Source organism: Klebsiella sp. SWET4 (assembly GCF_024296565.1).
In the GTDB taxonomy this organism is placed as follows: domain Bacteria; phylum Pseudomonadota; class Gammaproteobacteria; order Enterobacterales; family Enterobacteriaceae; genus Klebsiella; species Klebsiella variicola.
In genome coordinates this window covers 340,199-364,921 of record NZ_JANCOB010000001.1, presented here as the reverse complement: position 1 = coordinate 364,921, position 24,723 = coordinate 340,199, and the positions used below count along the sequence as shown (strand labels likewise).

At 52.6% G+C, this 24,723-nt stretch carries 39 protein-coding genes and 1 pseudogene; 11 read left to right on the top strand and 29 right to left on the bottom strand.

What is annotated here, in order from left to right; all coding sequences use genetic code 11:
- Positions 1-66: 66 nt before the first annotated feature.
- The 27 genes and pseudogenes from NKJ21_RS02025 to NKJ21_RS01895 form a co-directional block, all read right to left on the bottom strand.
- Positions 67-330: a hypothetical protein gene (locus NKJ21_RS02025; protein ID WP_142674706.1), complete on the bottom strand. Its 264-nt coding sequence runs from the start codon at positions 328-330 to the stop codon at positions 67-69.
- 112 nt (positions 331-442) lie between these two features.
- A complete protein-coding gene (locus NKJ21_RS02020; protein WP_114501360.1) occupies positions 443-703 on the bottom strand; it encodes a hypothetical protein in 261 nt (86 codons plus the stop codon).
- Positions 700-894 (bottom strand): hypothetical protein, encoded by a 195-nt coding sequence (locus NKJ21_RS02015; protein WP_114501359.1) that lies wholly within the window; start codon positions 892-894, stop codon positions 700-702. Before NKJ21_RS02015 ends, NKJ21_RS02020 begins: the two co-directional genes overlap by 4 nt.
- Positions 845-1,120 (bottom strand): hypothetical protein, encoded by a 276-nt coding sequence (locus NKJ21_RS02010; protein WP_004190672.1) that lies wholly within the window; start codon positions 1,118-1,120, stop codon positions 845-847. The genes NKJ21_RS02015 and NKJ21_RS02010 overlap by 50 nt, the downstream gene beginning before the upstream one ends.
- The gene (locus tag NKJ21_RS02005) at positions 1,117-1,461 is read right to left on the bottom strand and encodes a hypothetical protein (protein WP_004190674.1); all 345 of its coding nucleotides are present in this window, start codon (positions 1,459-1,461) and stop codon (positions 1,117-1,119) included. Before NKJ21_RS02005 ends, NKJ21_RS02010 begins: the two co-directional genes overlap by 4 nt.
- Positions 1,458-1,997 (bottom strand): glycoside hydrolase family 108 protein, encoded by a 540-nt coding sequence (locus tag NKJ21_RS02000; RefSeq protein ID WP_004218565.1) that lies wholly within the window; start codon positions 1,995-1,997, stop codon positions 1,458-1,460. Before NKJ21_RS02000 ends, NKJ21_RS02005 begins: the two co-directional genes overlap by 4 nt.
- On the bottom strand, positions 1,994-2,293 hold the full coding sequence (locus tag NKJ21_RS01995; RefSeq protein WP_024940884.1) for a phage holin family protein: 300 nt from the start codon (positions 2,291-2,293) through the stop codon (positions 1,994-1,996). Before NKJ21_RS01995 ends, NKJ21_RS02000 begins: the two co-directional genes overlap by 4 nt.
- 649 nt (positions 2,294-2,942) lie before the next feature.
- A complete protein-coding gene (locus NKJ21_RS01990; protein ID WP_032423804.1) occupies positions 2,943-3,632 on the bottom strand; it encodes a bacteriophage antitermination protein Q in 690 nt (229 codons plus the stop codon).
- Positions 3,632-3,772 (bottom strand): YlcG family protein, encoded by a 141-nt coding sequence (locus NKJ21_RS01985; protein WP_032423785.1) that lies wholly within the window; start codon positions 3,770-3,772, stop codon positions 3,632-3,634. The genes NKJ21_RS01990 and NKJ21_RS01985 overlap by 1 nt, the downstream gene beginning before the upstream one ends.
- A complete protein-coding gene (rusA, locus tag NKJ21_RS01980; RefSeq protein WP_058843012.1) occupies positions 3,769-4,131 on the bottom strand; it encodes a crossover junction endodeoxyribonuclease RusA in 363 nt (120 codons plus the stop codon). Before rusA ends, NKJ21_RS01985 begins: the two co-directional genes overlap by 4 nt.
- The gene (locus NKJ21_RS01975) at positions 4,128-4,418 is read right to left on the bottom strand and encodes a DUF1364 domain-containing protein (RefSeq protein WP_004146340.1); all 291 of its coding nucleotides are present in this window, start codon (positions 4,416-4,418) and stop codon (positions 4,128-4,130) included. Before NKJ21_RS01975 ends, rusA begins: the two co-directional genes overlap by 4 nt.
- Before the next feature lie 2 nt (positions 4,419-4,420).
- The gene (locus NKJ21_RS01970) at positions 4,421-4,627 is read right to left on the bottom strand and encodes a hypothetical protein (protein ID WP_072217460.1); all 207 of its coding nucleotides are present in this window, start codon (positions 4,625-4,627) and stop codon (positions 4,421-4,423) included.
- A complete protein-coding gene (locus NKJ21_RS01965) occupies positions 4,627-5,223 on the bottom strand; it encodes a DUF1367 family protein (RefSeq protein ID WP_016946309.1) in 597 nt (198 codons plus the stop codon). The genes NKJ21_RS01970 and NKJ21_RS01965 overlap by 1 nt, the downstream gene beginning before the upstream one ends.
- A 34-nt stretch (positions 5,224-5,257) precedes the next feature.
- The gene (locus NKJ21_RS01960) at positions 5,258-5,506 is read right to left on the bottom strand and encodes a hypothetical protein (protein ID WP_071557491.1); all 249 of its coding nucleotides are present in this window, start codon (positions 5,504-5,506) and stop codon (positions 5,258-5,260) included.
- Between the two features lie 105 nt (positions 5,507-5,611).
- Positions 5,612-5,845 (bottom strand): DinI family protein, encoded by a 234-nt coding sequence (locus NKJ21_RS01955; RefSeq protein WP_004184503.1) that lies wholly within the window; start codon positions 5,843-5,845, stop codon positions 5,612-5,614.
- Between the two features lie 148 nt (positions 5,846-5,993).
- Complete coding sequence (locus NKJ21_RS01950; RefSeq protein WP_375294008.1) at positions 5,994-7,967, bottom strand: DNA cytosine methyltransferase; 1,974 nt, start codon at positions 7,965-7,967, stop codon at positions 5,994-5,996.
- On the bottom strand, positions 7,964-8,221 hold the full coding sequence (locus NKJ21_RS01945) for a hypothetical protein (RefSeq protein WP_032423781.1): 258 nt from the start codon (positions 8,219-8,221) through the stop codon (positions 7,964-7,966). The genes NKJ21_RS01950 and NKJ21_RS01945 overlap by 4 nt, the downstream gene beginning before the upstream one ends.
- Positions 8,221-8,652 (bottom strand): annotated as a pseudogene (locus NKJ21_RS01940) (ead/Ea22-like family protein); the annotation flags it as partial. The pseudogene NKJ21_RS01940 and the gene NKJ21_RS01945, both read right to left, overlap by 1 nt.
- 160 nt (positions 8,653-8,812) lie before the next feature.
- Positions 8,813-9,049, bottom strand: coding sequence for a hypothetical protein (locus tag NKJ21_RS01935; protein WP_075995090.1), 237 nt, complete (start codon positions 9,047-9,049; stop codon positions 8,813-8,815).
- The gene (locus NKJ21_RS01930) at positions 9,046-9,300 is read right to left on the bottom strand and encodes a hypothetical protein (protein ID WP_100127158.1); all 255 of its coding nucleotides are present in this window, start codon (positions 9,298-9,300) and stop codon (positions 9,046-9,048) included. The genes NKJ21_RS01935 and NKJ21_RS01930 overlap by 4 nt, the downstream gene beginning before the upstream one ends.
- Positions 9,293-9,496 (bottom strand): hypothetical protein, encoded by a 204-nt coding sequence (locus NKJ21_RS01925; protein WP_016946301.1) that lies wholly within the window; start codon positions 9,494-9,496, stop codon positions 9,293-9,295. Before NKJ21_RS01925 ends, NKJ21_RS01930 begins: the two co-directional genes overlap by 8 nt.
- Positions 9,493-9,861: a DUF977 family protein gene (locus NKJ21_RS01920; RefSeq protein ID WP_064146230.1), complete on the bottom strand. Its 369-nt coding sequence runs from the start codon at positions 9,859-9,861 to the stop codon at positions 9,493-9,495. Before NKJ21_RS01920 ends, NKJ21_RS01925 begins: the two co-directional genes overlap by 4 nt.
- A gap of 7 nt (positions 9,862-9,868) precedes the next feature.
- Positions 9,869-10,618, bottom strand: a complete 750-nt coding sequence (locus tag NKJ21_RS01915) for an ATP-binding protein (RefSeq protein WP_100127157.1) — start codon at positions 10,616-10,618, stop codon at positions 9,869-9,871.
- Between the two features lie 2 nt (positions 10,619-10,620).
- A complete protein-coding gene (locus NKJ21_RS01910; protein ID WP_023286278.1) occupies positions 10,621-11,529 on the bottom strand; it encodes a hypothetical protein in 909 nt (302 codons plus the stop codon).
- A gap of 14 nt (positions 11,530-11,543) precedes the next feature.
- Complete coding sequence (locus NKJ21_RS01905) at positions 11,544-11,732, bottom strand: ClpX C4-type zinc finger protein (protein ID WP_023286277.1); 189 nt, start codon at positions 11,730-11,732, stop codon at positions 11,544-11,546.
- An 87-nt stretch (positions 11,733-11,819) separates the two neighbouring features.
- A complete protein-coding gene (locus NKJ21_RS01900; RefSeq protein ID WP_023287506.1) occupies positions 11,820-12,356 on the bottom strand; it encodes a toxin YdaT domain-containing protein in 537 nt (178 codons plus the stop codon).
- Positions 12,357-12,358: 2 nt separating this feature from the next.
- Positions 12,359-12,592 carry a Cro/CI family transcriptional regulator gene (locus NKJ21_RS01895; protein ID WP_029503646.1) on the bottom strand — a complete coding sequence of 78 codons (234 nt, stop codon included), beginning with the start codon at positions 12,590-12,592 and terminating at the stop codon, positions 12,359-12,361.
- Between the two features lie 104 nt (positions 12,593-12,696).
- On the opposite strand from NKJ21_RS01895, the gene NKJ21_RS01890 reads away from it, so the two are divergent.
- The 3 genes from NKJ21_RS01890 to NKJ21_RS01880 all read left to right on the top strand — a co-directional run bounded on the left by NKJ21_RS01890 (position 12,697) and on the right by NKJ21_RS01880 (position 14,726).
- A complete protein-coding gene (locus NKJ21_RS01890) occupies positions 12,697-13,092 on the top strand; it encodes a helix-turn-helix transcriptional regulator (protein WP_004190707.1) in 396 nt (131 codons plus the stop codon).
- Between the two features lie 17 nt (positions 13,093-13,109).
- Entirely contained in the window at positions 13,110-13,208 is a 99-nt protein-coding gene (locus tag NKJ21_RS01885; RefSeq protein WP_136085610.1) for a YoaK family small membrane protein, read from the top strand.
- Positions 13,209-13,619: 411 nt separating this feature from the next.
- Positions 13,620-14,726 carry a ParA family protein gene (locus NKJ21_RS01880; RefSeq protein WP_223176953.1) on the top strand — a complete coding sequence of 369 codons (1,107 nt, stop codon included), beginning with the start codon at positions 13,620-13,622 and terminating at the stop codon, positions 14,724-14,726.
- Positions 14,727-14,764: 38 nt separating this feature from the next.
- Here NKJ21_RS01880 and NKJ21_RS01875 read toward each other — a convergent pair whose 3' ends face one another.
- Positions 14,765-14,968, bottom strand: coding sequence for a hypothetical protein (locus tag NKJ21_RS01875; RefSeq protein WP_100127156.1), 204 nt, complete (start codon positions 14,966-14,968; stop codon positions 14,765-14,767).
- A gap of 486 nt (positions 14,969-15,454) precedes the next feature.
- On the opposite strand from NKJ21_RS01875, the gene NKJ21_RS01870 reads away from it, so the two are divergent.
- From NKJ21_RS01870 to NKJ21_RS01850, 5 genes are all read left to right on the top strand, one after another.
- Complete coding sequence (locus NKJ21_RS01870) at positions 15,455-15,646, top strand: YebW family protein (RefSeq protein ID WP_004179600.1); 192 nt, start codon at positions 15,455-15,457, stop codon at positions 15,644-15,646.
- Between the two features lie 8 nt (positions 15,647-15,654).
- Complete coding sequence (locus NKJ21_RS01865; protein WP_012967861.1) at positions 15,655-15,810, top strand: YdaE family protein; 156 nt, start codon at positions 15,655-15,657, stop codon at positions 15,808-15,810.
- A gap of 137 nt (positions 15,811-15,947) precedes the next feature.
- Positions 15,948-19,043 (top strand): RecE family exodeoxyribonuclease, encoded by a 3,096-nt coding sequence (locus tag NKJ21_RS01860; RefSeq protein WP_254732669.1) that lies wholly within the window; start codon positions 15,948-15,950, stop codon positions 19,041-19,043.
- A gap of 12 nt (positions 19,044-19,055) precedes the next feature.
- Positions 19,056-20,144 (top strand): RecT family recombinase, encoded by a 1,089-nt coding sequence (locus NKJ21_RS01855; protein WP_254732667.1) that lies wholly within the window; start codon positions 19,056-19,058, stop codon positions 20,142-20,144.
- Positions 20,145-20,184: 40 nt separating this feature from the next.
- Complete coding sequence (locus tag NKJ21_RS01850; protein WP_022631172.1) at positions 20,185-20,424, top strand: DUF4060 family protein; 240 nt, start codon at positions 20,185-20,187, stop codon at positions 20,422-20,424.
- A gap of 220 nt (positions 20,425-20,644) precedes the next feature.
- Here NKJ21_RS01850 and NKJ21_RS01845 read toward each other — a convergent pair whose 3' ends face one another.
- On the bottom strand, positions 20,645-21,862 hold the full coding sequence (locus NKJ21_RS01845) for a site-specific integrase (protein WP_012542039.1): 1,218 nt from the start codon (positions 21,860-21,862) through the stop codon (positions 20,645-20,647).
- Between the two features lie 146 nt (positions 21,863-22,008).
- Between NKJ21_RS01845 and sapC the strand changes: the two genes are divergently transcribed.
- From sapC to sapF, 3 genes are read left to right on the top strand one after another with little or no spacing between them, the layout of a single operon-like run.
- Complete coding sequence (gene sapC, locus NKJ21_RS01840) at positions 22,009-22,899, top strand: putrescine export ABC transporter permease SapC (RefSeq protein WP_008807805.1); 891 nt, start codon at positions 22,009-22,011, stop codon at positions 22,897-22,899.
- Positions 22,899-23,891 (top strand): putrescine export ABC transporter ATP-binding protein SapD, encoded by a 993-nt coding sequence (gene sapD / locus NKJ21_RS01835; protein WP_008807804.1) that lies wholly within the window; start codon positions 22,899-22,901, stop codon positions 23,889-23,891. Before sapC ends, sapD begins: the two co-directional genes overlap by 1 nt.
- A 1-nt stretch (position 23,892) precedes the next feature.
- Entirely contained in the window at positions 23,893-24,702 is an 810-nt protein-coding gene (gene sapF, locus NKJ21_RS01830) for a putrescine export ABC transporter ATP-binding protein SapF (protein ID WP_004140269.1), read from the top strand.
- Positions 24,703-24,723 lie beyond the last annotated feature (21 nt).

The following is a 24,723-nucleotide window of genomic DNA, read 5'->3' as shown; positions in this document are numbered from 1 at the left end:
CCATTAAAAAAGCCACCCTCAGGTGGCCTTTGTGATGGCAATAAAAAACCGACCGCAGGCGGCTAATCACTCTTGAGCGTAATTTTCTGAAAAATGCTCTCGTATCTCGTCCAGCGCATATTCTGGATGGTGATTTTGAATATTAAGATACAATTCAGGGTCAACAACCACCCAAGATGAAACCTGCCCCGGTAAAGCATCCAGACATGAGATTGTGGCCGTAATTGATGATCCGTCATTCCACTGAAGAATCTCATATTTAAACTGCTTTCCGCTTTCACTCTTAAGTACGTACGTTTTGTAGATTGTGCCAGTAGCTCGATAGCTCATAACTCATCCTCTAAAGTTGGAACTATCACTTTATACGCAAGATATTTATCAACGAAACAAAATTTATGATTCATCATCAGGCGCACTCGAAAACGCGCCTTGTGATACTCACTCAGATGTCAGCGTCAGGCCGAGCCACCGCCCGGCATGCTGCCATGCATGCCGTTTGCATATCGGTGCGGGCGATTGCCAGCCAGCGCAGAGTTTGAGGGTCTGGATCCGGTTCGCTTTCATGTACAAATTCAAGAAAATCCAGCTTTTTGAGGAACTCACGGCTTACAGCCTTGATCTCATTCATCATCTCGATGTCAGCTGGCGTCAGGGTGCGATAGCCCTTTACGGTGCTGCCATCCTGCGGTTTTGCTTCACTCATTTCGTAGCCTTCTCTGTGAGCTGCGAGCAATTGGCCTGCACTGCTTTGTTGTGCGCCAGGATGTCACGCTTGGTCTGCTTATCCAACACATCGATATCGTGGTCAGTCAGGTAGATGATCCGCACCCAGCTGCAGGCCGTGTCAACGACTACCGGGGCGGGTAAACTTTTCGCGCAACTCCCGATCAACATCGTCATCGCCCATACGCTTAACGTCTTCCTGTACATCGCTGGCCCCTTTCGTGACTTCAGCACGGCGTTCTGCCGCGGCGACAGTAGCAGCGGCGTTCTCTTCGGTACGTTGCTGATCAGCTTTGGCTTTCGCCTTACTGGCCCCGCGAGCATGGCCAATGCCGAACGCGCCAGCAATAGCACCCAGGATGACGACCACCAGTCCCGCGATAATTTCAAAGCTCATTGCTGCTCCTTCAGTTCGTCGGCCTTTTCTTTCAATGCTGGCTGGCGTACGTATTGCGATAGTACGGCCAGCACCACCAGCGCAGGGCTAATCAACGCAACGATGTTTGGCGGCAGGATGTTTTTGATATCCGGCGGCAGCACCGCCCAGGCGTGCAGCGCAGCATCCGGGAACGACTGCGCCCATACACCAACCAGCGCGCCGATAGCTCCCAGCTTTACAGACCACGTTTTCAGCAGCAAGCTGGCATGCCCTACGAACTCCAGCCGGGTATATTTGCGCAGAAGTAACAGAACGAGCACAGCCACCAGCACAAGCAAAGCGAAAATGATCATCTTCACAGGACACGCTCCTTAACCCAGCCGTAGAGAAAATCCTCGTTGGCTTCGCGGCCCTCCGCCAGTTCGAGGTATCTGGCACCCTGGCTGCAGTTCAGCGCACGCACCAGAACCTGTTCACCCTCTTTCCCGCGGGCGGAAAGGTATCCCTTAAGCGCGGTGATGGTTCGGGGACCAATGGCGCCATCCGGAATCAGATCGGGATACAGCTTTCCGCGCATATTCATTGCGGTCAGCCAGCGCTGGAAAAACTTACTGGCTACAGATGGCCCCATGTTCACGCCAGTGTCGCAAAGCTCATCTGCCAGTAACGTAGATAGAGCTGCCACCTGGTCAAACCGGGGGCCGGTCCAGTAATCGCTCAGCAGGATTTGCTTTGCTGTTTCCCTGGGCAGGTTCCGCATATCACCGGTGTAGCCATGTGCACGGGCGGTGGTCTGCGTGATGCCCCAGCGGGTCGGCCCGCCTTTATCCGACGGATGATCGACATAACCATCCTCCTTGCCGAGGATCCCCTCGATAATCTGGTCTGCTGTCATTGTGCTTTCACTCCGGTGATTCGTTCCCAGAAATACGTGAGCGCTACGGAGCCCATCGCGCCGCTTATCCCCGCGGTTGCCAGAATCATGTAAATGCTCAGTCCGCTTTCAATGCTCACCAGGCCAGCAATAACGCCGGTAAACCCTGAAACCACCATTTGGGCAAGAGCATTGATCAAGCTCCATGTTGCCTTGCTCTGCTTCACATCTATCAGGTAGCGGACAAGTCCACCCCAGCAAGCAATGATCAGCAGAACCAGCCAGGACATCCCGGCAATGCTCTCTTTGTCTTGCATACGCTTAGCCATAGTTACCGCCTCCGATGAAAGATCGGGAAGCTGTGTGTGAGAAGGTCAGGCCCGTCAGGCTGGATTTAACAACGAAGCATGTCGGTGATGATTTCCGCGGGACCTGATAATAAAAAAGCCATGCAAATGCATGGCCTTGTGATTTGAATCCGTTATTTACAAAATGTATTCGAGACAGTATCTTTCGACTTCCGGACAAAAAACATATACCGGGACAAAATCTAAATGTAACTGCCTTGCCTGCATGAAACCATGCGGGCTTTTTTTTGCCCAAAGAAAAAGCCCACCGAAGTGGGCCTTACAGCTATCATCATTTTTTATTAGGTGTGGTGCCGGGTGCCTCCCGGTAAGTCGCCGCCAGTCCACAGACGACTCGCAATGCGCAAAAAAACATATCAGACTGGCAATGCCCCTCCGCATAGGGGGATTCACCACACCAAAAATTTAACATCTGATGAAACTCGTTTCAATGCTCTACGACGATGTGACAGGGGTACTGATGCAATGCATCTCGCGAATACCCCTGTCGTGTCGCCGGAAAGCAAAAAGCCCAAGGCGTTAACCTCGGGCTTGAATTCTTTGTGTCGACAATCGAAGCCATGGCGACGATATCAGATTTACATGAAATATATGCCTTTCAGTTCGGTTTTGCAAGACTTACATCTAAATTTGTCGCCTTTTGTTGTGAACGTGATCGCGTTACCGATATGAGAGCGTCGCTATCAAGCTTCACAAAACTGCTGCGCAGCGCCAGCCAATGAGGGAGGTAGGTTTCTGTCCATGTGGACTTTGCTACACCAACCAGCTCCGCCAGCGCCTGATATTCATACGCCTCCCGCCCTGCCAGCTCGGCTTTGACATCCTGCGCGGCCAGCCAGATAAGTTGGCGCAGGCGATCGACTGTTTTCTTTGCAATGCGCACGCCGGCCAGCTTTTCGTTGAATTGCCCCCATGCCCACCGGGTGATCGTCTCCTGGTGTTCCCAGCGGATATTATCGCTGTAGTTCCACAGCAGCCACGCTTTCTGGTGGTCTTCCAGCGACAGCAGAGCCCGTCGCCAACTTGCCGTCGAATATTCAACGGGCAGAACGAGAGCGATTGATGAACCCTTAGCGCGGGACTGGCTGCCGCTCATCGGCGGCCCATCCGGGTTAACCATTTTTTGCTTCACCTCGCTATATACCTTCTTCCTCCTCCGGCTGCGCGCCGTAGCGGTGAATTGTGCGTTTTCTGCAAAGGCTACCAGTTGCCCTTTCGTCGCGCCGCTCAGATCGGCGGTGGCCACTATCAGCTGCTGGCGAACATACTGGAGGTATTGGGTATTAATCATGCTGTCTCTCCCAGGGTCTGATAGATGCGAACGAAATTTCTCAGTATGCGGTAGTCAACCAGTACGGTGCCGCGATGCCGGCACAGGCGGAGCTTTTGCCAGCGGTCGCGGATGTGTTCGATAATGTCACGGCTCATGCGGACTCCATTTCTGTAATGGTTAGCTCAAGCCGCCCACCTTTGACGACAGGCATTCTCTTCACGCTGTAATAATCAACCTGCTGGTCATCTAGCCAGAAACCTGACTTCGTCAGAGCATCGAATGCAGCCTTTTGCAGGTTGTCCAGGTCACGGCGCCGGCGATCAGGCATGTGGCACTCAATACGGATTTTCAGTGGCGTGGACAGGCCGATATCAAGCATCGAGTCTTTGATGATTCTGGCGACGCTGTCGCGGTATGCCTGCCCTTCCGCGCTAATGTGAGTGCGCCCCCGGTTATGCCGGTAGTAGCGGTTGTTGCTTGGTGGCCAGGGTAATGAAATTCGATATTGGTTCATGCTTTTATCAGCCCCTCTTTCATCCAGATAACCTGCGTTCTGGCCATTCCCTCCAGCGCGCACTCCTTCGCATACTCCGCATCTACCAGGCGCGTGCGGCGGTCTATTTCATCGTGACAGGATGAACAGGCGATAGCGGCGATCAGATCAGGCGGCTTAATCCCGGTCCCGCACAATCCAGCAATGCGGATATGGGCCAATACCGTGGTTTCAGGGTTACCGTTGCAGACGCCCGGGATACGAACCTGACATTCGCGGCCGCGCGCCGCTTTGCGAAGATTAGCCATGCTTACCCCCAAATCCGTTGACGAAGTGATCGCGACGTATACTCCGGTCGAGCACAAACCGGCAGCCTGGCGCTGACCGTCCAGCTCAGATAATCCGGGTTAAGGCTTTTCTCGGTGACGATGCCACGCGCCTGATATCTGGACACCAACTGTTCTGCCTGCTCCGCAGTGCATTCGGGATGCTGAAACCATGAGTGTTTCATCGGCATCACCCAGCGAAGCTTAAAAGCTGGTTGGCGGCGTTCTCAGCTTCCTGCAGGCTGTTGAATGAACGAGAGAGGATCCACCGCCAGAGAACATCCAGCGATGCTTTGTACAGTTCCTGGAACTCGCATTCGTCCATGCTTGCGAAAGAAATGCTGCGAGGGTGTTTTTTCAGCGTGCCGTCCGGCAGCTGTATGGCGTCATAGTGGCCGGCTTCAACGATGACCCACGCCCGGTAAGCATCGAAGGATTTGCAAATACTGATATAGCCGGATCGCTTCTCAGCTATCCGGTCGAGATATTGCCCGGCGGCATCAAGCAACGCCGATTCACTCCCGCCATATGCAGCAAGGTATTTGGCGTAACCTGTGATAAGCCTGCGCTCGTTAGACGAAATCGCCCCGCCGGTAGGTTCCCAATATTCAAAGCCGAGATTGAGTAAAGCAAAGTAACGGCGGTGAAACGCCGGATTGCGGACAAGCTTATAATCGGCTTCCAGAACGGATCCGAGCTTGCATTTTGATTGCAGAAAATCACTGGTCTCCGGCGTCGCGGGGATCAGGATACCTTGAGATTGTTTTATTAAGTGCAATTGCGCCATGGCTTCTCTCCGTGGCGCAGTAGGTAACGGTTGTTCAGGCCGTTGATTTCATATTATCAGAAGGTGGGAGAACTCGGTAGCCAAGTCGTTCCGCAAATTTCATAAATCCGTTTAGAGTAAAAATTTCTTCTTCAGGCAATAAAGGTCGCATTGAAATTATGCCATTAACCCTGTAAATCAGATGCCTTCCTTCGGCCGGGAAGCTACAAATAATGGCGCCATCTGATCTCCTGACAACATCGTACCAGGAATGATTAGTAGGAACCTCAATACCATCACTCACACTACCCCCTGAGCGACATACAGACGCAAAAAAAAGTCCGGTGACAGCATCAAAGGGACACGCTTATTGCGATGCTTTGGGAAATGCCAGCCACCAAAAGGTGAATCAGTAAAACCAGTCGTCCGCGCTTTCCCACGTCTCTTGCAGAATTTGCTCAACGCGTTTTTTATCGCCATCAGCGCCGCCCAAAACGCTAAGGCCATCGTTGCTTGTGCGTCGAATGGTTAATTTGCAGTCATCATAAGACTGGGACAAGCGGCGCAGCAATTCTTGCTCAAGCGCAGGTATGGCGCCATCAGGGAGTTTTTTATGTTTATCAATTGTGACTTCAACTTTCATGGTTAGCACCTCACATGAATACTGTACAAATAAACAGTATACCGGTTGCATGAAATGTTCAACCCCTCTGCAGCACTTTTTGCCAACACCATGCTTATGTTTAGATTGATGTTTTTCCATATTAAAAAACCCGCCGAAGCGGGTTTTATCATGCTGCAATGTCTTTTTTCAGGCACATCTCCGGTAAATTAGCCCTCACCAGCGCCTCAGCAAAAGGCGGAGGAACCGCATTACCACAACGCGCAACCTGCTTATCCTTCGCATACTTCACACCGCGGTAATCCTGATCGATGATGTACCACTCCGGGAACCCCTGCGCCCGGTAGAGCTCATGTGGCTGCAGCATGCGCATGCCGATGTCGACAATGCGGTAAGTCACCCCGCCGATATCCACCAGCCCGGTGCTATCCTCCCCGCAGTATTTCTGCAGGAACGCCAGCACCTGCTGCGCGCGCTCTTCGTCATAGTCCTCGACCGCCAGAGTCGTTTTAACCTCCCCTACGTGCTGCCCGCCGGCAGTGATAGTAGGCATCGGCTCGTCAGTTGTCTGGCCATCACGGCAGGTGCCGCGGAGTTTTATCAGGTGGGACGTGACCATTGCAGCATCAGCCTTTGTCGTCATGGTCTGTAGTGGCTCGCTAACGTCTCGCGGCCTGCTCTGCCCAGCACGACCGCCAACACCAACAATCTGAGCAGTAACCAGCGCATGATGATCGACAGTGGTAACTGAATGAGCGGGTTCGCCCAGGTCAATACCGGCGCCCTGGTAGTTCCCGCCGTAGTGTTTCGCCAGAAATGCTGACACCAACTGAGATTTACCTCCCCCTCCAGCGGTAATCGTAGCGCTTGGCTCGTCTGCGCGGTGGCCGACGCTGGCACCGAATTGCCGGGCGATAACTGGAGTGACGACGCAGGCTCGTGACTCTTTCAGGATGGTGTGGGCAGGTTTAACAAGCGGGCGCGGTTTCGCCTGGTATTCGCTGCCACCGTTGCCAGCGAGGAAAGGGACAAGGCCCGCCTCAACAAACCCCAGCGCATGACCATTCCCGCCCGGGCGCCTGGACGTGCCAGCCGTCACCGTTGGTACCGGTTCGGTGACTGGCTGTCCGGTTGCGCCGGTGCGGAACTTTGTCAGATGAGGTACCGCGATTGCGTAGCCGTGGGTTTTCGTAATCGTCTGCAACGGATCGTCCAGTGCCTGCCCCCGGAAACAGTCATATTTCCCGCGTGTCGTTGTGTGATTGCACTTCACGATGAACGGCGAAGCGCTTTCGATAACAAAGCGCTGGATTCCCCGGGCAATGCGACGGAGCGTGTTTTCCGCCAGCGGTTTTTTGCGGCCAAAAATCGACGGAGCTGGGATTGACCAATCAATGCATTCTGCAGCTGTGCGCCATGGCGCCAGTTTTCCGGCCAGCACCGCCGGTGATTTCGGATCCCCGTGGGTTGCTTCCGGCCAGACTATTGGTTGCCTGTCCCGGCGCATCACCATGAAGAACCGCTTACGGATGGTCGGCGCGCCATAGTCGCAGGCGCGCAGCTCACGGAAATCGACAACATAGCCCAGGCCGGCAACTAAGCGTTTCGCCTGTTCACTATCCGGCGACAACTCCAGAAACTCGCAACATTCCAACAACGCAGGGTGATCCGCAGGAACTCCGGATGTCAGCATACCGACGAATGCCAGGAACGTTTCGCCAATGCGGTCCGGATCCGGACGCATTTCCACCGCCAGCAGTGGACCCCACGTTTTAAACTCTTCGACGTTCTCTAGCATCATTACACGCGGACCAACATCCAGCGCCCAGCGGATAACGATCCACGCCAGCCCACGAATCGCTTTTTCAACTGGTTTAGCCCCTTTCGCTTTGGAAAAGTGGCGGCAGTCCGGCGAGAACCAGGCCAAACCAACACTGCGGCCGGCAGTCGCTACTTTTGGACGCACTGAATAAACAGACTCGCAATAGTGCAGAGTTCCCGGGTGATTGGTGGTATGCATAGCTACAGCGTTTGGGTCGTGGTTTATCGCGATGTCCACGCTACGCCCAATCGCTAGCTCGATGCCCGTCGAGGCGCCGCCACCGCCAGCAAAGTTATCAACGATGATTTCGCTATCTTTCACGCATATTTCTCCATGGCACATGCCAGCGAACCAGCCGCGGCGATAATTGACGGTACCGGCATTTTTTCCAGCCACATACGGTTGATATGGTGCTGCAGTCGGCGCTGGTGGTGCGCCGGAAGTGTCCCGGCTTTTTCAATCTGAGCGAAGACCATGCTTACTTCCGCTGGCCATACTGTTTCAGGCACATCCACCAGCAGTAGGCTTTCCAGTTCCTGCAGGCGTTTGCAGGCGTATTCCAGGGAAGAGTCCACTATTTCACCTCCACCTTGATGCCAGCGGCGGCACGTTCAGCCTCGCTTTGTTCCCAAAACCACTTGTGAAGCGCCATAAGCTCTTCATCGAGCGGAGCATATTTGCGGTCGAAATATGCCTGTGCGTCTTTCTCCGCTTCATCAGGCAATTCGCCTGGTCCGAAGAGCGTGTTATAAATCCACGCCAGCCCGTTTTTAGCATCGCCAGTGGCCTGCCATTCGATGATTGCAGCCTGCATAACCAGGATATTTTTCCCGATCAGCAGATCGAGCTGCTGATAGCGCTTACGGATATATTCGTTTTGCGCTTCAAGTTCTGCGTTGCGCTGCTGCGCCTTCTCCAGCGCCTCTACCAGCGCATCAATCTTGTCTTGCTGCGCTTTCCACGCAGTTTCTGGGTCTGCGCATTCCGCAAAATGCTCTTCGCCTTCACCACAGTGCGGACAATAGCAATCTGAATAATCACCAGAGTCGCCAATAGGTTCGCCACCACTCAATTCACTGCTGGGATAAATTTTTCCACAGTCGCACTCAACCAGGTAATACGGATAGTCGACAGTACGGCCACGCAGTTGCGCCAGTTCGGTGATATCAGTCATGGCTGGCCTCCTCGAATAACACATCCCCCTCAATACCGCCGACCTGATAAACGATCGAGCCATCTTCCCGATATTCCATTGGTGCAGCGCTCCAGCCTTCGCCACTGGGATCGTCATCGTCGCCTACCTGGACAAATCCACCAGCAACTACACGGGCCGGATACATTTCACCCTCAGTCCAGTACCCCTCTGTATCTTTGATACATAGAATTTGCAGTGAGTTGCTCATTTGTCTGCCCCTTCTAACGCCGCTGCTATCTCTTCGAAAAAGCCATCTCGGGTATGGCTGGTCATTGCTGGTAAAAATACGGACATCAGCCTGTTTGTGTTGCAGTTCTCATCGTCTGCGAACAGAGCGATTTTTTTATCCAAGCGCACCTTCGCTTCCTGCAACTGCTCGGTTTTCTTGTTAGTGCGCTGGATATAGTCGGCAATGATTTCTATAGCCTTGTTTGAGTATTTTTCGACGTGTTCAGTCATGTGAACCACCTATCGCCTCAATCGTTTCCAACAACAACCGGCGGCGCGTATTTTCTGCAAAGTGACGGCGCCCGGTTTCTTTGTGGTAAAACTCGTTTTTGCCGACGACCCACATCCGCTCTGTCTGGTGCAGTTTTTTTACCTGCGGACCGTCTTTGGTGATCACGGTGCCGGTATGGGTTTTTACGATTGTCATACGGCCTCCCGGGATGACGATGCAGGTGTACAGGTAAAAATGACTTCCTGAATATCGAGGAAACGCTGGAATACGGGGCAACCAAGCAGGCTGTAATTCATCCCAACAGCAACTTTCGGCACCAGGCCAAAACGCTTCATGTCAAAGTCGATGACGGCCCGCTGATCGCGGAACAGCCCCAAACGACCATGCCGGACAACCTCGCCAGTCGCTTCTGCTTCGGAAAAATACCGCTGGACAGTAGCGCGGCTCAGCCCCAGTTTTTTCATTGCCTCGGTGGTCGTAAGGCGCCCCTGATGCCTGGTGATCCGAATCACTGCGCGGACATACTCCCGGCGCTCAACAGCAGAAAATGCTCTAGCCATGTTTTCCTCACTTAACGACGCGCAGATGGCGGACGTTTTTGCGATAACTATCCCAGTCGAAGTTCACCCACATGCCGCCGTCCATCTGGAGACGGTCGAGAATGCGTGCGCCGAGGGTGTCCGTCAGAGATTCGTAGTTCAGGTTCGTCAGGATGCCGACCGGGCGCATCGACGACAGGCGGCGATCGATAACCTGGTTCAGAATGACCTTTTCGCCGCTGCTGCCGCGCTGAATGCCTACTTCGTCCAGGATGAGCAGATCTACCCGGCAAAGGTCGTCCAGAAGCGAAGCCTCTGACTGCCCGTCGTCGTAGCACTCGCGAACACGTAGCATCAGGTCAGGAATAGTCACCACCAGCACAGAGCGACCACCAGCCAGCAGGTGATTTCCGATTGCGGCCGCCAGATGGTTTTTCCCGGTTCCCGGCGCTCCGCTGAATACGAAACTGGCGAACCCTGAACCGAAGTTCTGTGCGTAACTTTTCGCCATCGTGAGCGCCCGGCGCTGACCATCTCCTGCCACCTGGTAATTTGCGAACGTGCAGCTCCGATGCAGATCTTGAATTCCCGCTCGTCCGAATATTTTTTCAGCACGGGTACGCTGGTTTTGTTTTTCCAGTTCTTCGCAGCGTTTGCGCCCTTCCTCGGCCTGCCAGGTTCTCCACTCCTCTATACTGCCAAACTTAGGCTCTACACCCGGAGGGATGAGTTTTTTCAGCCGCTCCAGCGCACTACCAGTACCAATCATATTTTTCATCACTACCCCCTGAACCCACTCGGAATTAATTTATCTGGCTGGGATATTGAGTTCGGATCCCGTTTACCGGTTGGTACTTCGAAGCTCCACAACTCCTCGTAGTGCTTTGAGGGACCGAAAAACGTGGACGCTTGTTTCACGTACTCAGTGTTGAGTTTTCCGGCAGCAGTGACGTAATCCGCATATCGTCGCACACCATCGGTAAGCTCCTGCGCTGTTGCGCCTGATTTAATTCGGGCAGTCCAGGCTTTGAACGCATCGACCTTGCTATTGCCTCCTGCGCGCTTTGGGTATTCCCTCCAGGCCAGTTCAAATTCCTCCGGGTAACTGCTTTTCGGCTTTTCAGATGGAGCTTCATCGGAGGATCCACCATCTGGGGGGGTGGCGGAGCCATGCCCCGAAAGATCTTTATCTTGTTCTTGTTCCTGATCCTGTTCCTGATCTTGGCTTCGAAGCCCCTTCGAAGCCCCTTCTGGCGTTGGGCACGATTCGCGTTTGACATTCAGATGAAAATCATCCTTATAACGCTCGTAAAATAATGAAAGAAAAGGGTTTTCTGTAAGTGATGCATACTCACTCCTGACCCCCGCACAACGGTTATCACCTGGCTTTAATGCCTTGCCTACCTGGTAGGCGGCCATTTCATGCACCCAGACCATCTCTGTGTCCTCGTCATAGCTACAAAACCCCGCTTCGATGGTGCTTTTAAGCCCCTTCGAAGCCCCTTCTAAGCCCAGCCCTGTTTCATGGGCGATATAGAGAATTGGCAGGTAATACAAACCGAGCATGTTTGCGTGTGGCGAGGTCATGAGATAAAACGAGACCACCTGCGCTTCAGCGCCTTTTTTCCGCAGTTCCCGACCTGTTTTCCCCAGCCAGAATTGCGGTGCGACTGTTGCATAGTCACGCATAGATACCCCTGAACTTATGACGTTGGTTTATCGGTCTTTTCTGCGTGTTGAAAGACAATATCAACCCACTGAAAGACACATTTTTGACAGATGGATACGCCGGGGCCGGCAATGAGAACGCCTGCAACCTCAATATTGCTCGCTCCGCAAAAGTAGCATTTATGGGTCGCTTGGGCGTTTACCTCAGTCTTTGTTCCTGACATACTTACCTCGCAATTACCTCTTCGTTTTTGCACCTGAAAGCCGTTGGTGTTACAGCACCGCGGCTTTCGCCTTTTTGATACCCGACATTACAAAACCCCCAGCATTGAAGTGACGATGGCCATCAGTGGCGCCGTTAGTTCTGGGTCAACCCGGAACATCTCGACAATTCCCTCGCTCAGTTCTTTCAGCTTTTGATGACGTGGAGCTCCCATGGCAACGGCAACCTTCGCTTCGCTGGTCTCTTTCTCCAGCCGTGCCAGTCGGGACATGAAATTGTCTTCAGGCAACAGGCGGTGGCGAAATTCCAACGGGAGGACGGCCATGATGGCTGGCGTCAGAAGACGCACATTCGCGCGATACTTTTCAGAATCGACCTCGTTATCCAGGTAACGGAAAAGCTTCTGGCGGGCGCGGCTGATGTCCGCGGGAAATTCAATTTCTTCCCCGCCCTGCTGGCGCCACTCATCGATGATGTATGCCGAAACAACATCCTGACCTTCAGCAGCGGCCCAGGCGCGAACGGCAGAACGAATGCCGTCGTGATCTGCCACTTTCGCCTGATTTCGCTTTATCAGAGCGCCGGGGTTGAATCCGGTATTTTGTTGAAAGGAAAGTGTTTGCATGGTCATCCCGCCAGATTTTGTGAAGACAAACCGTCGTTTGGATTTGGGTAAAGGTCTGGGCGAAGTTCATGCGGAGTAACGCCGGTTACCCGGAAGATTTGGAAAACCCGAGACTGAGGAACGGCTCCCCCATGGCGATGCTTCCAATGGCTAATAGTCATAGATGAGACGTCCAGTTTTTCTGCTAGCTTCGTTGCGTCACCAGCGATCTGTATGGCTTTTTCTAATGCGTTCATAAACCACTCCGTTAAAGTTACAGAGAGAATTAAACATTATGTTTATTTTAATGTCAACTTTATGAATGTTGAGATGGTAAACATTTAGTTTAAAATCGTGATATATGAGAAAAAATACGCACCAGTCCGACAACCCACAGGTCCAAAGGCTCAATGAAATAATTGAGATGAAGCGCATATCCAAAGCGGATATAGCGAGAATTTGTGGTGTAAGTTCGCAATCGGTTAACAACTGGTTTGTGCGGGGAGCGATCGGAAAGAGCTCTGCCATAAAGCTCGCTGATGCTCTTGGCGTAAGCCTTGAGTGGGTTTTAGGTCAGGACGTCGATGCAAATGATGGTTTACGCCCGGACGAGAAGCGGTTGCTGGAACTCTATAACCAACTCCCCAACGAAGAAGAGCAACAGAACATGCTGCGGATCGTATCTCTGCGGCTCAAAGAGCTCGATGAGTTGTATGCCAAGTACATGGGGCGGCGGATTAAGGGTGATGGCGAGTGACAGTTAAGGGCGGTCTTATGAGAATTGGTATAGCATTTCCGGCGAGCGTGTTCATCATTGCAGTCGCTTTTCTGGCGTGGTTCATTCTGGGTGGCTATGCGACTCCAGGTACATAAGGCAGATCCAACATGAGTGCAGATTTTAAAGAAACTTGCAGAATGGCTAGACAGCCAGTCCTCTGATGCTCCGCCTAAATAAGATTTAAACAATGCAGAGGAAGCATGTCTGACTTAGTTATCCCCATACTTATTACTTTGCTGATTATCGGGTTGGTTGGGATAGTCCTCAGGCTGGACAAAATTTTCTTCAAGCGAAGGAGTGGGCGGGATGACTTTGAGTAAGCCAGACCGGTAGTTCGATGTTTTTTGGTAATGCCGCAGACGTACAGGAAGCATGGGTAGCAAGCCAGTAGCCTGATGAGGCACTTAGGTGCCGCAGAAGAAATGCATGAAGAAAAGATAATCAGTGTTACTGATTGAATTTTTAGTGCTATTAACATAGTTTTCATATAAAATAAAGGGATTATTATGTTTGAAGAAAATACACAGGATCAATTACCCATGCCTAAGTCAATTTGTTTTTTTAATCATAAAGGCGGTGTAAGCAAAACAACCACAGCCTTTAATATTGGATGGGGTCTAGCTAGTACAGGGAAAAAAGTAATGCTGGTTGACTTAGACTCACAATGCAACTTAACTGGCATGGTGCTAGGTTACACAACAGTGAGTGAAAGCCTAGACAACTTTTATAGTAGTAGATACAACCTAACAATGGAGTCTATCGTTGACACATTGATGAATGGTTCCTCTGTTGAAGATCTTGTGAATAACGATACTGCAAAACTATTTCAGTGTCAGAATAATAATTTGTTTCTCCTTCCTGGGCATCTTAGTGTCTCCATGCTTGACTCGCAAATAAGCGTTGCACTCAAGATTGCATCAGGCGTGCCATTGACTCGCAACCTACCAGGAAACCTACCAAAAGTAATAAATTTAATAGCAAAAAAAAATGGCATCGATTATATAGTTTATGATTTAAGCCCAAGTGTCGGTGGGTTAAATGAAATAGCACTTATGTCAAGTGATTACTTTATTGTTCCAGCGACTCCTGACTTCTTCTGTTGGCAAGCGATAAATTCTCTTTCTGAAACAATCACTGCATGGCATGCTGAGTTAGAGTTTTTCAAACAAACTTCTCGATCCAATACTGCCGCAAATATTTCAAATAAACCTAAGTTCATTGGCGCGATACATCAGCGTTACAGGCCACGAAATGGAATGCCAGTTAAATCGTTTGAACATTGGGTTAAAGAGATTCACGGCGCAGTAAATAGTGTACTGGCTCCCGCTCTCCATCGTATTGGTTGCTCAGCAACCGAGCATGAAATACAAAAATCTCTCGATTTGACAGATACGTCGCATCTGAAGGCCTATGACCTTGCGCAAATATCAGATTTCAATTCTTTAATTGCAATAAGCCAAAAGCTCTCAAAACCGGTTTTTGCTATCACTGATCAAGATTTGAGAGATGATGGGAAGGCGGGTAACGTGTTTGATACGATGAGTGAGAATAGAAATCTTTTCCTCCAGCAATTTGAAAGACTTTGCCAACGTGTACTGATTTTAACCGCTTAAATACTCAATCCCGGCCACCGCGCCGGGTTTTTACTGCCCTACTCTTTCCTCAGCATCAGCACATCCAGTGCCAGCTCCACAGGCAGATCTACATGGTCAACCTGCCACAACACCTGAATCATCTCTATCAACGCCTCTCTTGATGGCTCGCGCTTCTCAACCAGCAGTTGCATAACCGCTACCCCGATAACCTGCGCTATTTGCGGGTGCATCTCTGCGAAAAACTCATCCTCATACCGCATACCATTAGCCCTCATAGATGTTTTTAAAACCAAAGAATAGACCCATAAACATACTCCCTGCACTAACCCACCTCTCGTTATAAACTTTTTGTTTACTTTTAATTACTCATAATGTTGACACAACATTAAACATTGTGTTTAATTAACTCCAGCAACACCCCACCAAGGCAGGACGCCCACGAAGTAGCTGCCCGGAGCATACGAATTCCGGGATGAGGTGGAAATATCAATGCGCAGTAGGTAGTAACGTTCCGCTGGCCGGCGACAAGGCAGAGGTTGAAATGAGCAAGCACGGCATCAGGGCCCTAGTCATTTCGGCAGTTATCGGGCTCTTCATCTGGATCGCGCTTTTCAGCGTACTGAGGGAGATATTTCTATGAATGATTTCGCACGCAAACCCGCTCGTCAGCAGGCTGTTCGTTTAAGTCCGCTGTCAGCTTTCATCCGCCGGGTGTGCTACATGCTCGCGCAAAAAGGAGACCCTTTATGAGCACGATGTTTGCCCTGGTTCTCACCGTCAGCATGCTGACGGGCGGTAATCAGGATGTCCTGCTCGGCGTTTACGACACTGAGAATGACTGCAAGGCAGCTGCAGAAGAGCAACACGTGAAAGCTGAATGTTATCCGCTGAAAGGTGTACTGGACGAGCATCCGGCCGGGTTCACGGTGCAAATGTAGGGGGAAGAATGCAGAAGAAATGCGGTTACTGCCGTAAAGCGATCGAGGGAAAACCAGTGGTGAGCACCCTGTTGTACCTCCAGGGGAACCAGCTCGCACGGAAAGAAAAAGAGTACTGCTCTGAACGCTGCGCCTCTTACGACCAGATGGCACACGAGAGCTAACGTAAACCCGCCGAAGCGGGCTGTACGTCCGGTGCCACCGACCAAAGTTACACCGGAAATTACCAAAACCAATGACCACCCTGAATGGGCGCTACCAATGGCCCGGGGGATTCTACATCCAAAATAGAGGCTATCACATGGAATATTTTTATCTGATAAAAGCGACTCAAAAATCGGGTAAAGCTGATGCCGTAATCTGGCGCACTAATAAATCAGAGGCGCGCGCCCTTCTGCAGCTGGACGTCGATCTGGAAGACGCTGGGATCGAAACAGGCCGCGGCAAAGACTATCAAAAACCAATTCGCACCGATTTCCCGGTATTCAATGACCTGCCGGCGGAAGGTGTTCTCGATTACTCATGGTGCGAACGCTACCAGCTCGGTGATGATGGTCGCACCTGGGCTCTGAAGCCAGGTCAGTCGCCAGCGGATCATCACATCGATGATGCCGGAGTACCCGCTGAGCCCGTTAGTGGCGAGCCGGTTGATGCCAATACCACTGTCGACGCGGTACAAGATGAGACCGTGGAAGCTTTTGGTAGTGATGAATACCAGGACGATCCCAGCGCGCTTTTTAACGTGTCCGAACTCCCCTTTCGCGCGCAGCTGCTGGCGCAGTACATGGCCGAAGAACGTCACGTTTATCATATCAGCATGCCTCACCGGCAGGAGCTGTCAGCTCTTGAAATGGACACTGATAATGCGGCCGTCCAGGATCTGATTCTGGCCGCCGAGAATGTCCCTGAAATCAAAAAATACGATATGCCGGCGCTCTGGAAATTCACCAGCGCCAATAAAAAAGTCTTCCCGGAAGGGAAACGGCATGAGCTCGGCAAACGTATTCAGTTTGCAAAGCTGTGGTTCGCCACGAACGCGATCGACCGCGGCATTCTCACCAGGGAATGGGCTGCCGGTAACTGTATTTCTTCGGTTTTGAAAACTGATGCAGGAACTAATGCTGGCGGCGGTAATAAAACCGATCGCAACCCTGACTACACCCATACCCTTGATACGCTCGATGTAGAAATAGCCCTGGCCACAATGCCAATGGATTTCGATATCTACAATTTCCCGGCATCAATTCACCGCCGGGCCAAAGAGATCGTTCAGAAGAAAGAAAGTCCGTTCAAGGAATGGTCGGCAGCGCTGCGCAAGGTTGCAGGCATCCTGGATTATTCCCGCGCCGCCATTTTTGCCCTTATTCGTGGCGCCACCAGCGACATTCATCATTTCCCGGTAAGTCTGCAGACCTATATCAATGCGAACCTGACCGAGCATAAGCATGACGCCCCTTCTACTGAAACGCTTGAAAAAGCTGGTCATGTTTCATCTGCCGCCGTCACTCTGGACGCTGTGAAAAAGGCTATCGATGGAGATGAAGGTGTGCCGGACCTGGAAACTCTCCCAACTGATTTTCAGGTAATTGGCACCGAACTGGTGAAAGAAGCGCAAAAGAAACGCCCTGACGCTAATCAGGTTCTGGCCGCCGAACGCGGCGAATATGTCGAAGGTATCAGTGACCCCACGGATCCGAAGTGGATAACCGAAGACCTGGCCAAACCCAAACAGCCTGAAGTTTCAAACATGGGCAATGGTGTTTTTTCGATTGATGGTCTGATGGATAGCAAGCCAGCACCAGCACTTTCTATAGTGGACCAGGCGCGCCAGCGCGCTGCAGATGAAAAATTACATCCAGCTAATTCCGGGGGAACCACCAGCGATGTGCAGATGGAAACGGCTCAGCCGGTCGAAGACGAAAATGATAACGCGGTATCAGCAGGCGAAGGCGCTGATGAGCCTCCTGCGCAAACAATTGCCGTGAACATGAGCAAAATACTGGCTGAACGCTGCCCGGATCTTACCGCCGAAGTGCTGAAAAGCCAGGTTTCAGAGAGTGCTCATAGCGATGAAGAGGAAGAGGCTGAACAAGCAGCGCCAGCATGGCCGGAGTATTTCGAGCCTGGTCGATATGAAGGCGTGCCAAATGAGGTCTACCACGCCGCTAACGGCATCAGCTCCACGATGGTTAAAGATGCCCGGGTATCGCTGATGTATTTCGAGGCGCGCCACGTATCCAAAACCATCCAGAAGGTGCGCTCTCCTGTTCTGGATATGGGCAATCTGGTGCATGCACTGGCGCTGCAGCCTGATCAGCTGGAAAAAGAATTCAGTATCGAGCCGGAAATCCCGGAAGGTGCCTTCACCACGACGGCGACGATCCGCGCATTTATCGACGAATACAACAACGGGCTCCCGGTTTTACTCAGCGCAGATGACATCAAAAGATTCCTGGAGGAATACAACGCGAACCTGCCCGCCCAGGTTCCCTTGGGTACATCAGTTGAAGAAACCGGCCAGGGTTATATGTCTTTACCTACTGAGTTCCAGCGCATTGAAGACGGTCAGAAGCAAACCGCCACCGCAATGAAGGCCTGCATCAAAGAATACAACGCCACCCTGCCCGCCCAGGTGAAAACCAGCGGTGGCCGCGATGTCTTACTGGAACAGCTGGCGCTTATTAATCCTGACATGGTTGCTCAGGAAGCACAGAAGGCGCAGCCCCTGAAAGTCTCTGGCACAAAGGCCGATCTGATTCAAGTCGTGAAATCGGTAAAACCGGATGCCGTGTTTGCCGACGAGCTGCTGGATGCATGGCGCGAGAACCCGGAAGGAAAAGTGCTGGTTACCCGCCAGCAGCTGGCTACGGCACTGGCCATTCAGAAAGCACTGTTGAATCACCCTACCGTCGGCAAGTTGTTGACGCACCCGAGCCGTGCCGTCGAGGTGAGTTATTTCGGCATTGATGAGGAAACCGGGCTGGAAGTTCGTGTGCGTCCTGACCTTGAGATAGACATGGGCGGCCTGCGCATCGGTGCGGACCTTAAAACCATCAGCATGTGGAACATCAAACAGGAAGGCCTGCGCGCGAAGCTGCACCGGGAAATCATCGAGCGCGATTACCACCTGAGCGCGGCTATGTACTGCGAAACCGCAGCCCTTGACCAGTTCTTCTGGATATTCGTCAACAAAGACGAGAACTACCACTGGATCGCCATCATCGAGGCATCCGAAAAACTGCTGGAACTCGGCATGCTGGAATATCGCAAAGCAATGCGTGCCATCGCGAACGGTTTCGACACTGGCGAATGGCCGGCGCCGATTACCGAAGACTACACCGAAGAACTTAACGATTTTGATATGCGCCGTCTCGAAGCGCTGCGCGTACAGGCATAAGGGGGAATAACAATGTCCAATTTAGTCGCAACTACTGAAAACCAGACCCAGAAGATCGACAACGTTTCTATCCTGACGAACGGTGAATTGTTCAACCGCCTGCGCACGCTCTCGGAAGTAATGGCCAATAGTGGAAACTTCGTGCCTGAGCATTATCGCGGGAAACCAGATGCCTGCATGGCTGTAGTGATGCAGGCAGCGCGTTGGGGTATGGATCCGTTTGCAGTGGCACAGAAAACCTTCATCGTGGGTAACTCAGGTGTGCTTGGCTATGAGGCACAACTGGTGAATGCGGTAATCAACACCATGGCTCCAACCAAAGACCGGATCCATTTTGAATGGTTTGGTGCATGGGAAAATATCGTTGGCCGCTTCATTAAAAAAACCAGCGGCAAAGGTAACGACTACATCGCGCCGGGCTGGGATTTGCAAGATGAAGCTGGCGTGGGCGTTCGCGCCTGGGCAACGCTCAAAGGAGAATCAGAACCTCGCGAGCTTGTGCTGATGCTTTCGCAGGCACAAGTCCGCAACTCTACACTGTGGGCGAGCGACCCCCGTCAGCAACTGGCCTATCTCGCCGTTAAACGTTGGGCGCGACTGTACTGCCCGGATGTGATCCTCGGAGTCTATACCGCCGATGAAATTGACGAACGCGAAGAAAGGGTTATCAACCCGGCGCAGACAGAAAAGGTCACGCTGAATGAGATAACACACTCCGTTGGCGATTCCACCAGCACGCAAGAGCCTGCATCTAACGTTGACTCTGTTGCTCACGAACTCCGAGAGCGGATTGATACAGCTGACTCAGTGGACCAGGCCAAAGCCATTCGTGTAGACATCGAATCACAGAAAGCTCTGCTGGGTACTGCTTTGTATACCGAACTGAAGAGTAAGGCGGTGAAACGCTACTACCTTGTTGATGCGAAGAACAAAGTTGAGGCCGCCATAAATTCACTCCCTAAACCGGGGGATCCGGAAGCCGAAGCGTTATTCGCGAAGGCAGAAAGCACCCTGACCTCATCGCGCCGCCACCTCGGTGATGAACTGTATGACCAGTTCCGCATCGCCCTGGACGACATGAAACCGGAATACGTGGGTTAACCAGATTGGGAGGGGAAACTCTCCCGATAAAGGAATGTATATGCGATTGATTAACCGAAGCAGACACTCCCCTCTGGGCCGCCAGGCGTGCGATGCGGCACTGGCAAAACACGTTGAGCTTTATGGAGCCTACGGGCGACAGAAAACAAAGAGAACTTATACGGTGGTGGTTCAAGGCTCAAAGATCACTGTAGAAGTTGTTAACAGAAAAAGTAGCTATGTGGCCACAGCCATGAGCTGCGCGCGCCGGCTACACCATCTGCCAGGACAATGTAACTAAGGGGTTTTTATGACTAATACATCTCATAAATCAGATGAAATTTTGATAACCGATGACGTTCTGTCCAGATACAAAATATCGCGCAGCACACTTTATTTCTGGAGCACCCCATCCCGGATGCCCTCTTACTTTGCTCAGCCATTCCCGCAGCCTAAAATAAATGGCAGCCCTAAAAGGTGGAGACTTTCAGACTTGTTGGCCTGGGAAGATAACGTGGGGATCAAACCAGAGGCTGACCAACCAGCTTCTCAAGGTGATCCTGCCAAACAGCAAGCCAGTGACGCTGATCATCCAGATAATCATGCAGGTTATAACGTGCCATGACACCTGCCATATGATGGCCAAGCAGTTTTTCCACAACATGTGGCGGCGCACCTAATTCAGAAAGGCGTGTCGCCACTGTTCGCCTGAGGTCATGGAGAGACCAGGGCTTCATGCCTGTTTTAGCTATAATCTGAGCAGAAAACAGAGCGACGTTTGGTTGTAGTGGCGGTCTGTCATCTTCTGGCCCTCTGTAGCGTGACAGTGTCACAACGTGTTTTGAAACTGACGTTTCCTTCTCTGCTAACATCATTCTTACTACTGCCTCGGGAAGTGCCCTTCTGACCGATTTCCCGGTTTTATAATCGCTTGCCGGAATGGTCCACGTTTGCTCATGGAAATCGAACCACTCCCATCTTGCTGTCCTGATCTCCGTACTCCGGCAGCCAGTCATGATGAGAAACTTCATTATCAGCTGTTGTCTGTACTTCAATTCAGGAAGGATATTCCAAACTGTTTTGATTTCCTCATCACTCAATCTGCGATCTTTGACGGATGCTGTGAGACCTACGTCAGAGCGCCTAAGGCTCTCAATTGGGTTCACATTAATTACCCCTCGATTGGAGCAAAAACGGAACGTACGCTGCATCAGCCCAAGCATCTGACCAGTGACAACTCTTCGCCCCATGCCATCAAAAAGGTTAAGCCAGTGCGCTTTAGTGGTCTGATCAACAATCATGTTCCCCAGCACAGGCGCTATATGGTTATTGAAGTCCCGTCGGTTAACCTTGATTTTCACAAGACCTTCGGGGATGCAGTAATACTTTTCCCAGTAATCGAAAGCCTCTTTAACGGTGAGCGCTTCGACTTTTTTCTGTTTCTCCAGAACTGTTTGCCGTCTCGGATCGAGTCCTTCTGTCAACCAGGCCCTGAACTGCTGTCTACGTTCGCGAGCTTGAGATAAGGAGGTGGTGGGATAATCGCCAATCGTTAGCTGAGCGGCTTTCCCGTTCCATCTGTAGCGGTAAAAGAATGTTATACTGCCGGAAGTAGACAACCGGACATTCAGACCATGGGCGTCCGATATGACCTCGATCTGGTCTCTCTTTTTGCCAAGAGCTTTTCTTAATTTTGTGTCGGTAAGCAATGTGTACACTCCGGAAGATGATATACACATCAGTGTACACATTTTGGTTAAATTGATAACCTTCAAATCAATGCAGAACACACAAAATTAAAGCACTCAATGCTGGCAAGGTGTTGGTATTAGCGGGATTTTTGAAAAGACTTAAAGCATGACTAACAAACTTAAAACGGATTCATATGCCCTACGATAGCGTTTATCTGGAAAAGCGTCCGCCCGGCGCGCTACGCACCGTATGGCGTAAATTCTATGGTGACACCACGGCGATGATCGGCCTGTACGGCTGCGCGGGCCTGCTTTTGCTCTGCGTCTTCGGCGGCTGGTTCGCCCCCTATGGCATAGATCAGCAGTTCCTTGGCTATCAGTTGCTGCCGCCGTCGTGGTCGCGCTATGGCGAAGTCTCCTTCTTCCTGGGGACCGATGACCTGGGCCGCGATGTGCTGAGCCGGCTGCTGAGCGGCGCGGCGCCAACCGTCGGTGGCGCTTTTGTCGTCACCCTCGGCGCCACGCTGTTTGGCCTGGTGCTGGGCGTGATTGCCGGGTCGACTCACGGCCTGCGCTCGGCAGTGATGAACCATATCCTCGATACCCTGCTCTCTATTCCCTCGCTGCTGCTGGCGATTATCGTCGTCGCCTTTGCCGGGCCGCACCTCAGCCATGCGATGTTCGCCGTCTGGCTGGCGCTGCTCCCGCGCATGGTGCGTTCCGTCTACAGCCTGGTCCACGACGAGCTGGAGAAAGAGTACATTATCGCCGCCCGCCTCGACGGAGCCTCGACGCTGAACATTCTGCTGTTCGCCATTCTGCCCAATATTGCCTCTGGCCTGGTGACCGAGATCACCCGCGCCCTGTCGATGGCTATTCTGGATATTGCCGCGCTGGGCTTTCTTGATCTCGGCGCCCAGCTGCCTTCGCCGGAATGGGGAGCCATGCTGGGCGATGCGCTGGAGCTTATCTATGTCGCACCGTGGACTGTGATGCTGCCCGGGGCCGCGATTATGCTCAGCGTACTGCTGGTCAACCTGCTGGGCGACGGTATTCGCCGGGCGATCATTGCCGGGGTACAATAATGCCGTTACTCGATATTCGTCACTTAACTATCGAATTTAGAACCAACGAAGGTTGGGTGAAAGCCGTCGATCGCGTCAGTCTGACCCTGACTGAAGGCGAGATCCGCGGCCTGGTGGGCGAATCCGGCTCCGGGAAAAGCCTTATTGCCAAAGCTATCTGCGGGGTGACCAAAGACAACTGGCGAGTCACCGCCGACCGCATGCGTTTCGATGACATCGACCTGCTGCGACTGTCGAACCGCGAGCGGCGGAAACTGATCGGCCACAACGTGTCGATGATTTTTCAGGAGCCGCAGTCCTGTCTTGATCCCTCTGAGCGCATCGGCCAGCAGCTGATTCAGAGTATCCCCGGCTGGACCTATAAGGGGCGCTGGTGGCAACGGCTGGGCTGGCGTAAGCGCCGGGCCATCGAGCTGTTGCACCGCGTCGGCATTAAAGATCACAAAGATGCCATGCGCAGCTTCCCCTATCAGTTGACCGAAGGCGAGTGCCAGAAGGTGATGATTGCCATCGCCCTGGCCAACCAGCCGCGCCTACTGATCGCCGATGAACCGACCAACGCCATGGAGCCAACGACTCAGGCGCAGATTATCCGCCTGCTGACGCGGCTCAATCAGAACAACAACACCACCATTTTGCTGATCAGCCACGATCTGCAGATGCTCAGCAAATGGGCGGATAAAATCAACGTCATGTACTGCGGGCAGACGGTGGAGAGCGGGCCCAGCGAAGAGCTGGTCACCCTGCCGCATCACCCCTATACCCAGGCGTTAATCCGCGCGATCCCGGATTTTGGCAGCGCCATGCCGCATAAAAGCCGCCTCAACACCCTGCCAGGGGCGATCCCTCTGCTGGAGCAGCTGCCCATCGGCTGCCGTCTGGGGCCGCGCTGCCCTTACGCCCAGCGCGAGTGTATCGAAACGCCGCGTCTTACCGGGGCGCGCAACCATCTGTACGCCTGTCATTTCCCGCTGAACATGGAGAAAGAGTGAAATGGTCGAAACATTGCTGGAAGTTCGCCAACTCAGTAAGACCTTTCGCTACCGCACCGGCTGGTTTCACCGCCAGACGGTGGAGGCCGTCAAGCCGCTGAGTTTTACCCTGCGTGAACGGCAGACGCTGGCGATTATCGGCGAGAACGGCTCCGGGAAATCCACCCTCGCCAAGATGCTGGCGGGCATGGTGGAACCCACCAGCGGCGAGCTGCTGATCGACGACCATCCGCTGACCTTCGGGGATTACTCCTACCGCAGCCAGAAGATTCGTATGATCTTTCAGGATCCGTCGACCTCACTGAACCCGCGCCAGCGCATCTCGCAGATCCTCGATTTTCCACTGCGGCTGAATACCGACCTCGACGCCGAGGCGCGGCAAAAGCAGATTATCGACACGCTGCGCATGGTCGGTCTGCTGCCGGACCACGTCAGCTATTACCCCCATATGTTGGCGCCCGGTCAGAAGCAGCGTCTCGGCCTCGCCAGGGCGCTGATCCTGCGCCCGAAGGTCATCGTCTGCGATGAGGCGTTGGCCTCGCTGGATATGTCGATGCGCTCCCAGCTCATCAACCTGATGCTGGAGCTGCAGGAGAAACAGGGCATCTCCTATATCTATGTCACTCAGCACCTGGGAATGATGAAGCACATCAGCGATCAAGTGCTGGTGATGCATAACGGCGAAGTGGTCGAGCGCGGCAGCACTGCCGATGTGCTGGCCTCACCGCTGCACGACCTGACCCGACGCCTGATCGCCGGCCACTTCGGTGAAGCTCTCACCGCCGACGCCTGGCGCAAAGACGGGAAATAGCCCCGTCTCACTTACCTCGCT

Excerpts from the sequence above, each read along its gene's own strand:
- NKJ21_RS02025 (WP_142674706.1), bottom strand. The coding sequence starts at position 330 with ATGAGCTATCGAGCTACTGGCACAATCTACAAAACGTACGTACTTAAG.
- NKJ21_RS02020 (WP_114501360.1), bottom strand. The coding sequence starts at position 703 with ATGAGTGAAGCAAAACCGCAGGATGGCAGCACCGTAAAGGGCTATCGC.
- NKJ21_RS02015 (WP_114501359.1), bottom strand. The coding sequence starts at position 894 with ATGTTGATCGGGAGTTGCGCGAAAAGTTTACCCGCCCCGGTAGTCGTT.
- NKJ21_RS02010 (WP_004190672.1), bottom strand. The coding sequence starts at position 1,120 with ATGAGCTTTGAAATTATCGCGGGACTGGTGGTCGTCATCCTGGGTGCT.
- NKJ21_RS02000 (WP_004218565.1), bottom strand. The coding sequence starts at position 1,997 with ATGACAGCAGACCAGATTATCGAGGGGATCCTCGGCAAGGAGGATGGT.
- NKJ21_RS01995 (WP_024940884.1), bottom strand. The coding sequence starts at position 2,293 with ATGCAAGACAAAGAGAGCATTGCCGGGATGTCCTGGCTGGTTCTGCTG.
- NKJ21_RS01985 (WP_032423785.1), bottom strand. The coding sequence starts at position 3,772 with ATGAGCCGTGACATTATCGAACACATCCGCGACCGCTGGCAAAAGCTC.
- rusA (WP_058843012.1), bottom strand. The coding sequence starts at position 4,131 with ATGAACCAATATCGAATTTCATTACCCTGGCCACCAAGCAACAACCGC.
- NKJ21_RS01975 (WP_004146340.1), bottom strand. The coding sequence starts at position 4,418 with ATGGCTAATCTTCGCAAAGCGGCGCGCGGCCGCGAATGTCAGGTTCGT.
- NKJ21_RS01970 (WP_072217460.1), bottom strand. The coding sequence starts at position 4,627 with ATGCCGATGAAACACTCATGGTTTCAGCATCCCGAATGCACTGCGGAG.
- NKJ21_RS01965 (WP_016946309.1), bottom strand. The coding sequence starts at position 5,223 with ATGGCGCAATTGCACTTAATAAAACAATCTCAAGGTATCCTGATCCCC.
- NKJ21_RS01955 (WP_004184503.1), bottom strand. The coding sequence starts at position 5,845 with ATGAAAGTTGAAGTCACAATTGATAAACATAAAAAACTCCCTGATGGC.
- NKJ21_RS01935 (WP_075995090.1), bottom strand. The coding sequence starts at position 9,049 with ATGAGCAACTCACTGCAAATTCTATGTATCAAAGATACAGAGGGGTAC.
- NKJ21_RS01930 (WP_100127158.1), bottom strand. The coding sequence starts at position 9,300 with ATGACTGAACACGTCGAAAAATACTCAAACAAGGCTATAGAAATCATT.
- NKJ21_RS01925 (WP_016946301.1), bottom strand. The coding sequence starts at position 9,496 with ATGACAATCGTAAAAACCCATACCGGCACCGTGATCACCAAAGACGGT.
- NKJ21_RS01920 (WP_064146230.1), bottom strand. The coding sequence starts at position 9,861 with ATGGCTAGAGCATTTTCTGCTGTTGAGCGCCGGGAGTATGTCCGCGCA.
- NKJ21_RS01915 (WP_100127157.1), bottom strand. The coding sequence starts at position 10,618 with ATGAAAAATATGATTGGTACTGGTAGTGCGCTGGAGCGGCTGAAAAAA.
- NKJ21_RS01910 (WP_023286278.1), bottom strand. The coding sequence starts at position 11,529 with ATGCGTGACTATGCAACAGTCGCACCGCAATTCTGGCTGGGGAAAACA.
- NKJ21_RS01905 (WP_023286277.1), bottom strand. The coding sequence starts at position 11,732 with ATGTCAGGAACAAAGACTGAGGTAAACGCCCAAGCGACCCATAAATGC.
- NKJ21_RS01900 (WP_023287506.1), bottom strand. The coding sequence starts at position 12,356 with ATGCAAACACTTTCCTTTCAACAAAATACCGGATTCAACCCCGGCGCT.
- NKJ21_RS01895 (WP_029503646.1), bottom strand. The coding sequence starts at position 12,592 with ATGAACGCATTAGAAAAAGCCATACAGATCGCTGGTGACGCAACGAAG.
- NKJ21_RS01890 (WP_004190707.1), top strand. The coding sequence starts at position 12,697 with ATGAGAAAAAATACGCACCAGTCCGACAACCCACAGGTCCAAAGGCTC.
- NKJ21_RS01885 (WP_136085610.1), top strand. The coding sequence starts at position 13,110 with ATGAGAATTGGTATAGCATTTCCGGCGAGCGTGTTCATCATTGCAGTC.
- NKJ21_RS01880 (WP_223176953.1), top strand. The coding sequence starts at position 13,620 with ATGTTTGAAGAAAATACACAGGATCAATTACCCATGCCTAAGTCAATT.
- NKJ21_RS01875 (WP_100127156.1), bottom strand. The coding sequence starts at position 14,968 with ATGCGGTATGAGGATGAGTTTTTCGCAGAGATGCACCCGCAAATAGCG.
- NKJ21_RS01870 (WP_004179600.1), top strand. The coding sequence starts at position 15,455 with ATGAGCACGATGTTTGCCCTGGTTCTCACCGTCAGCATGCTGACGGGC.
- NKJ21_RS01865 (WP_012967861.1), top strand. The coding sequence starts at position 15,655 with ATGCAGAAGAAATGCGGTTACTGCCGTAAAGCGATCGAGGGAAAACCA.
- NKJ21_RS01860 (WP_254732669.1), top strand. The coding sequence starts at position 15,948 with ATGGAATATTTTTATCTGATAAAAGCGACTCAAAAATCGGGTAAAGCT.
- NKJ21_RS01855 (WP_254732667.1), top strand. The coding sequence starts at position 19,056 with ATGTCCAATTTAGTCGCAACTACTGAAAACCAGACCCAGAAGATCGAC.
- NKJ21_RS01850 (WP_022631172.1), top strand. The coding sequence starts at position 20,185 with ATGCGATTGATTAACCGAAGCAGACACTCCCCTCTGGGCCGCCAGGCG.
- NKJ21_RS01845 (WP_012542039.1), bottom strand. The coding sequence starts at position 21,862 with ATGTGTATATCATCTTCCGGAGTGTACACATTGCTTACCGACACAAAA.
- sapC (WP_008807805.1), top strand. The coding sequence starts at position 22,009 with ATGCCCTACGATAGCGTTTATCTGGAAAAGCGTCCGCCCGGCGCGCTA.
- sapD (WP_008807804.1), top strand. The coding sequence starts at position 22,899 with ATGCCGTTACTCGATATTCGTCACTTAACTATCGAATTTAGAACCAAC.
- sapF (WP_004140269.1), top strand. The coding sequence starts at position 23,893 with ATGGTCGAAACATTGCTGGAAGTTCGCCAACTCAGTAAGACCTTTCGC.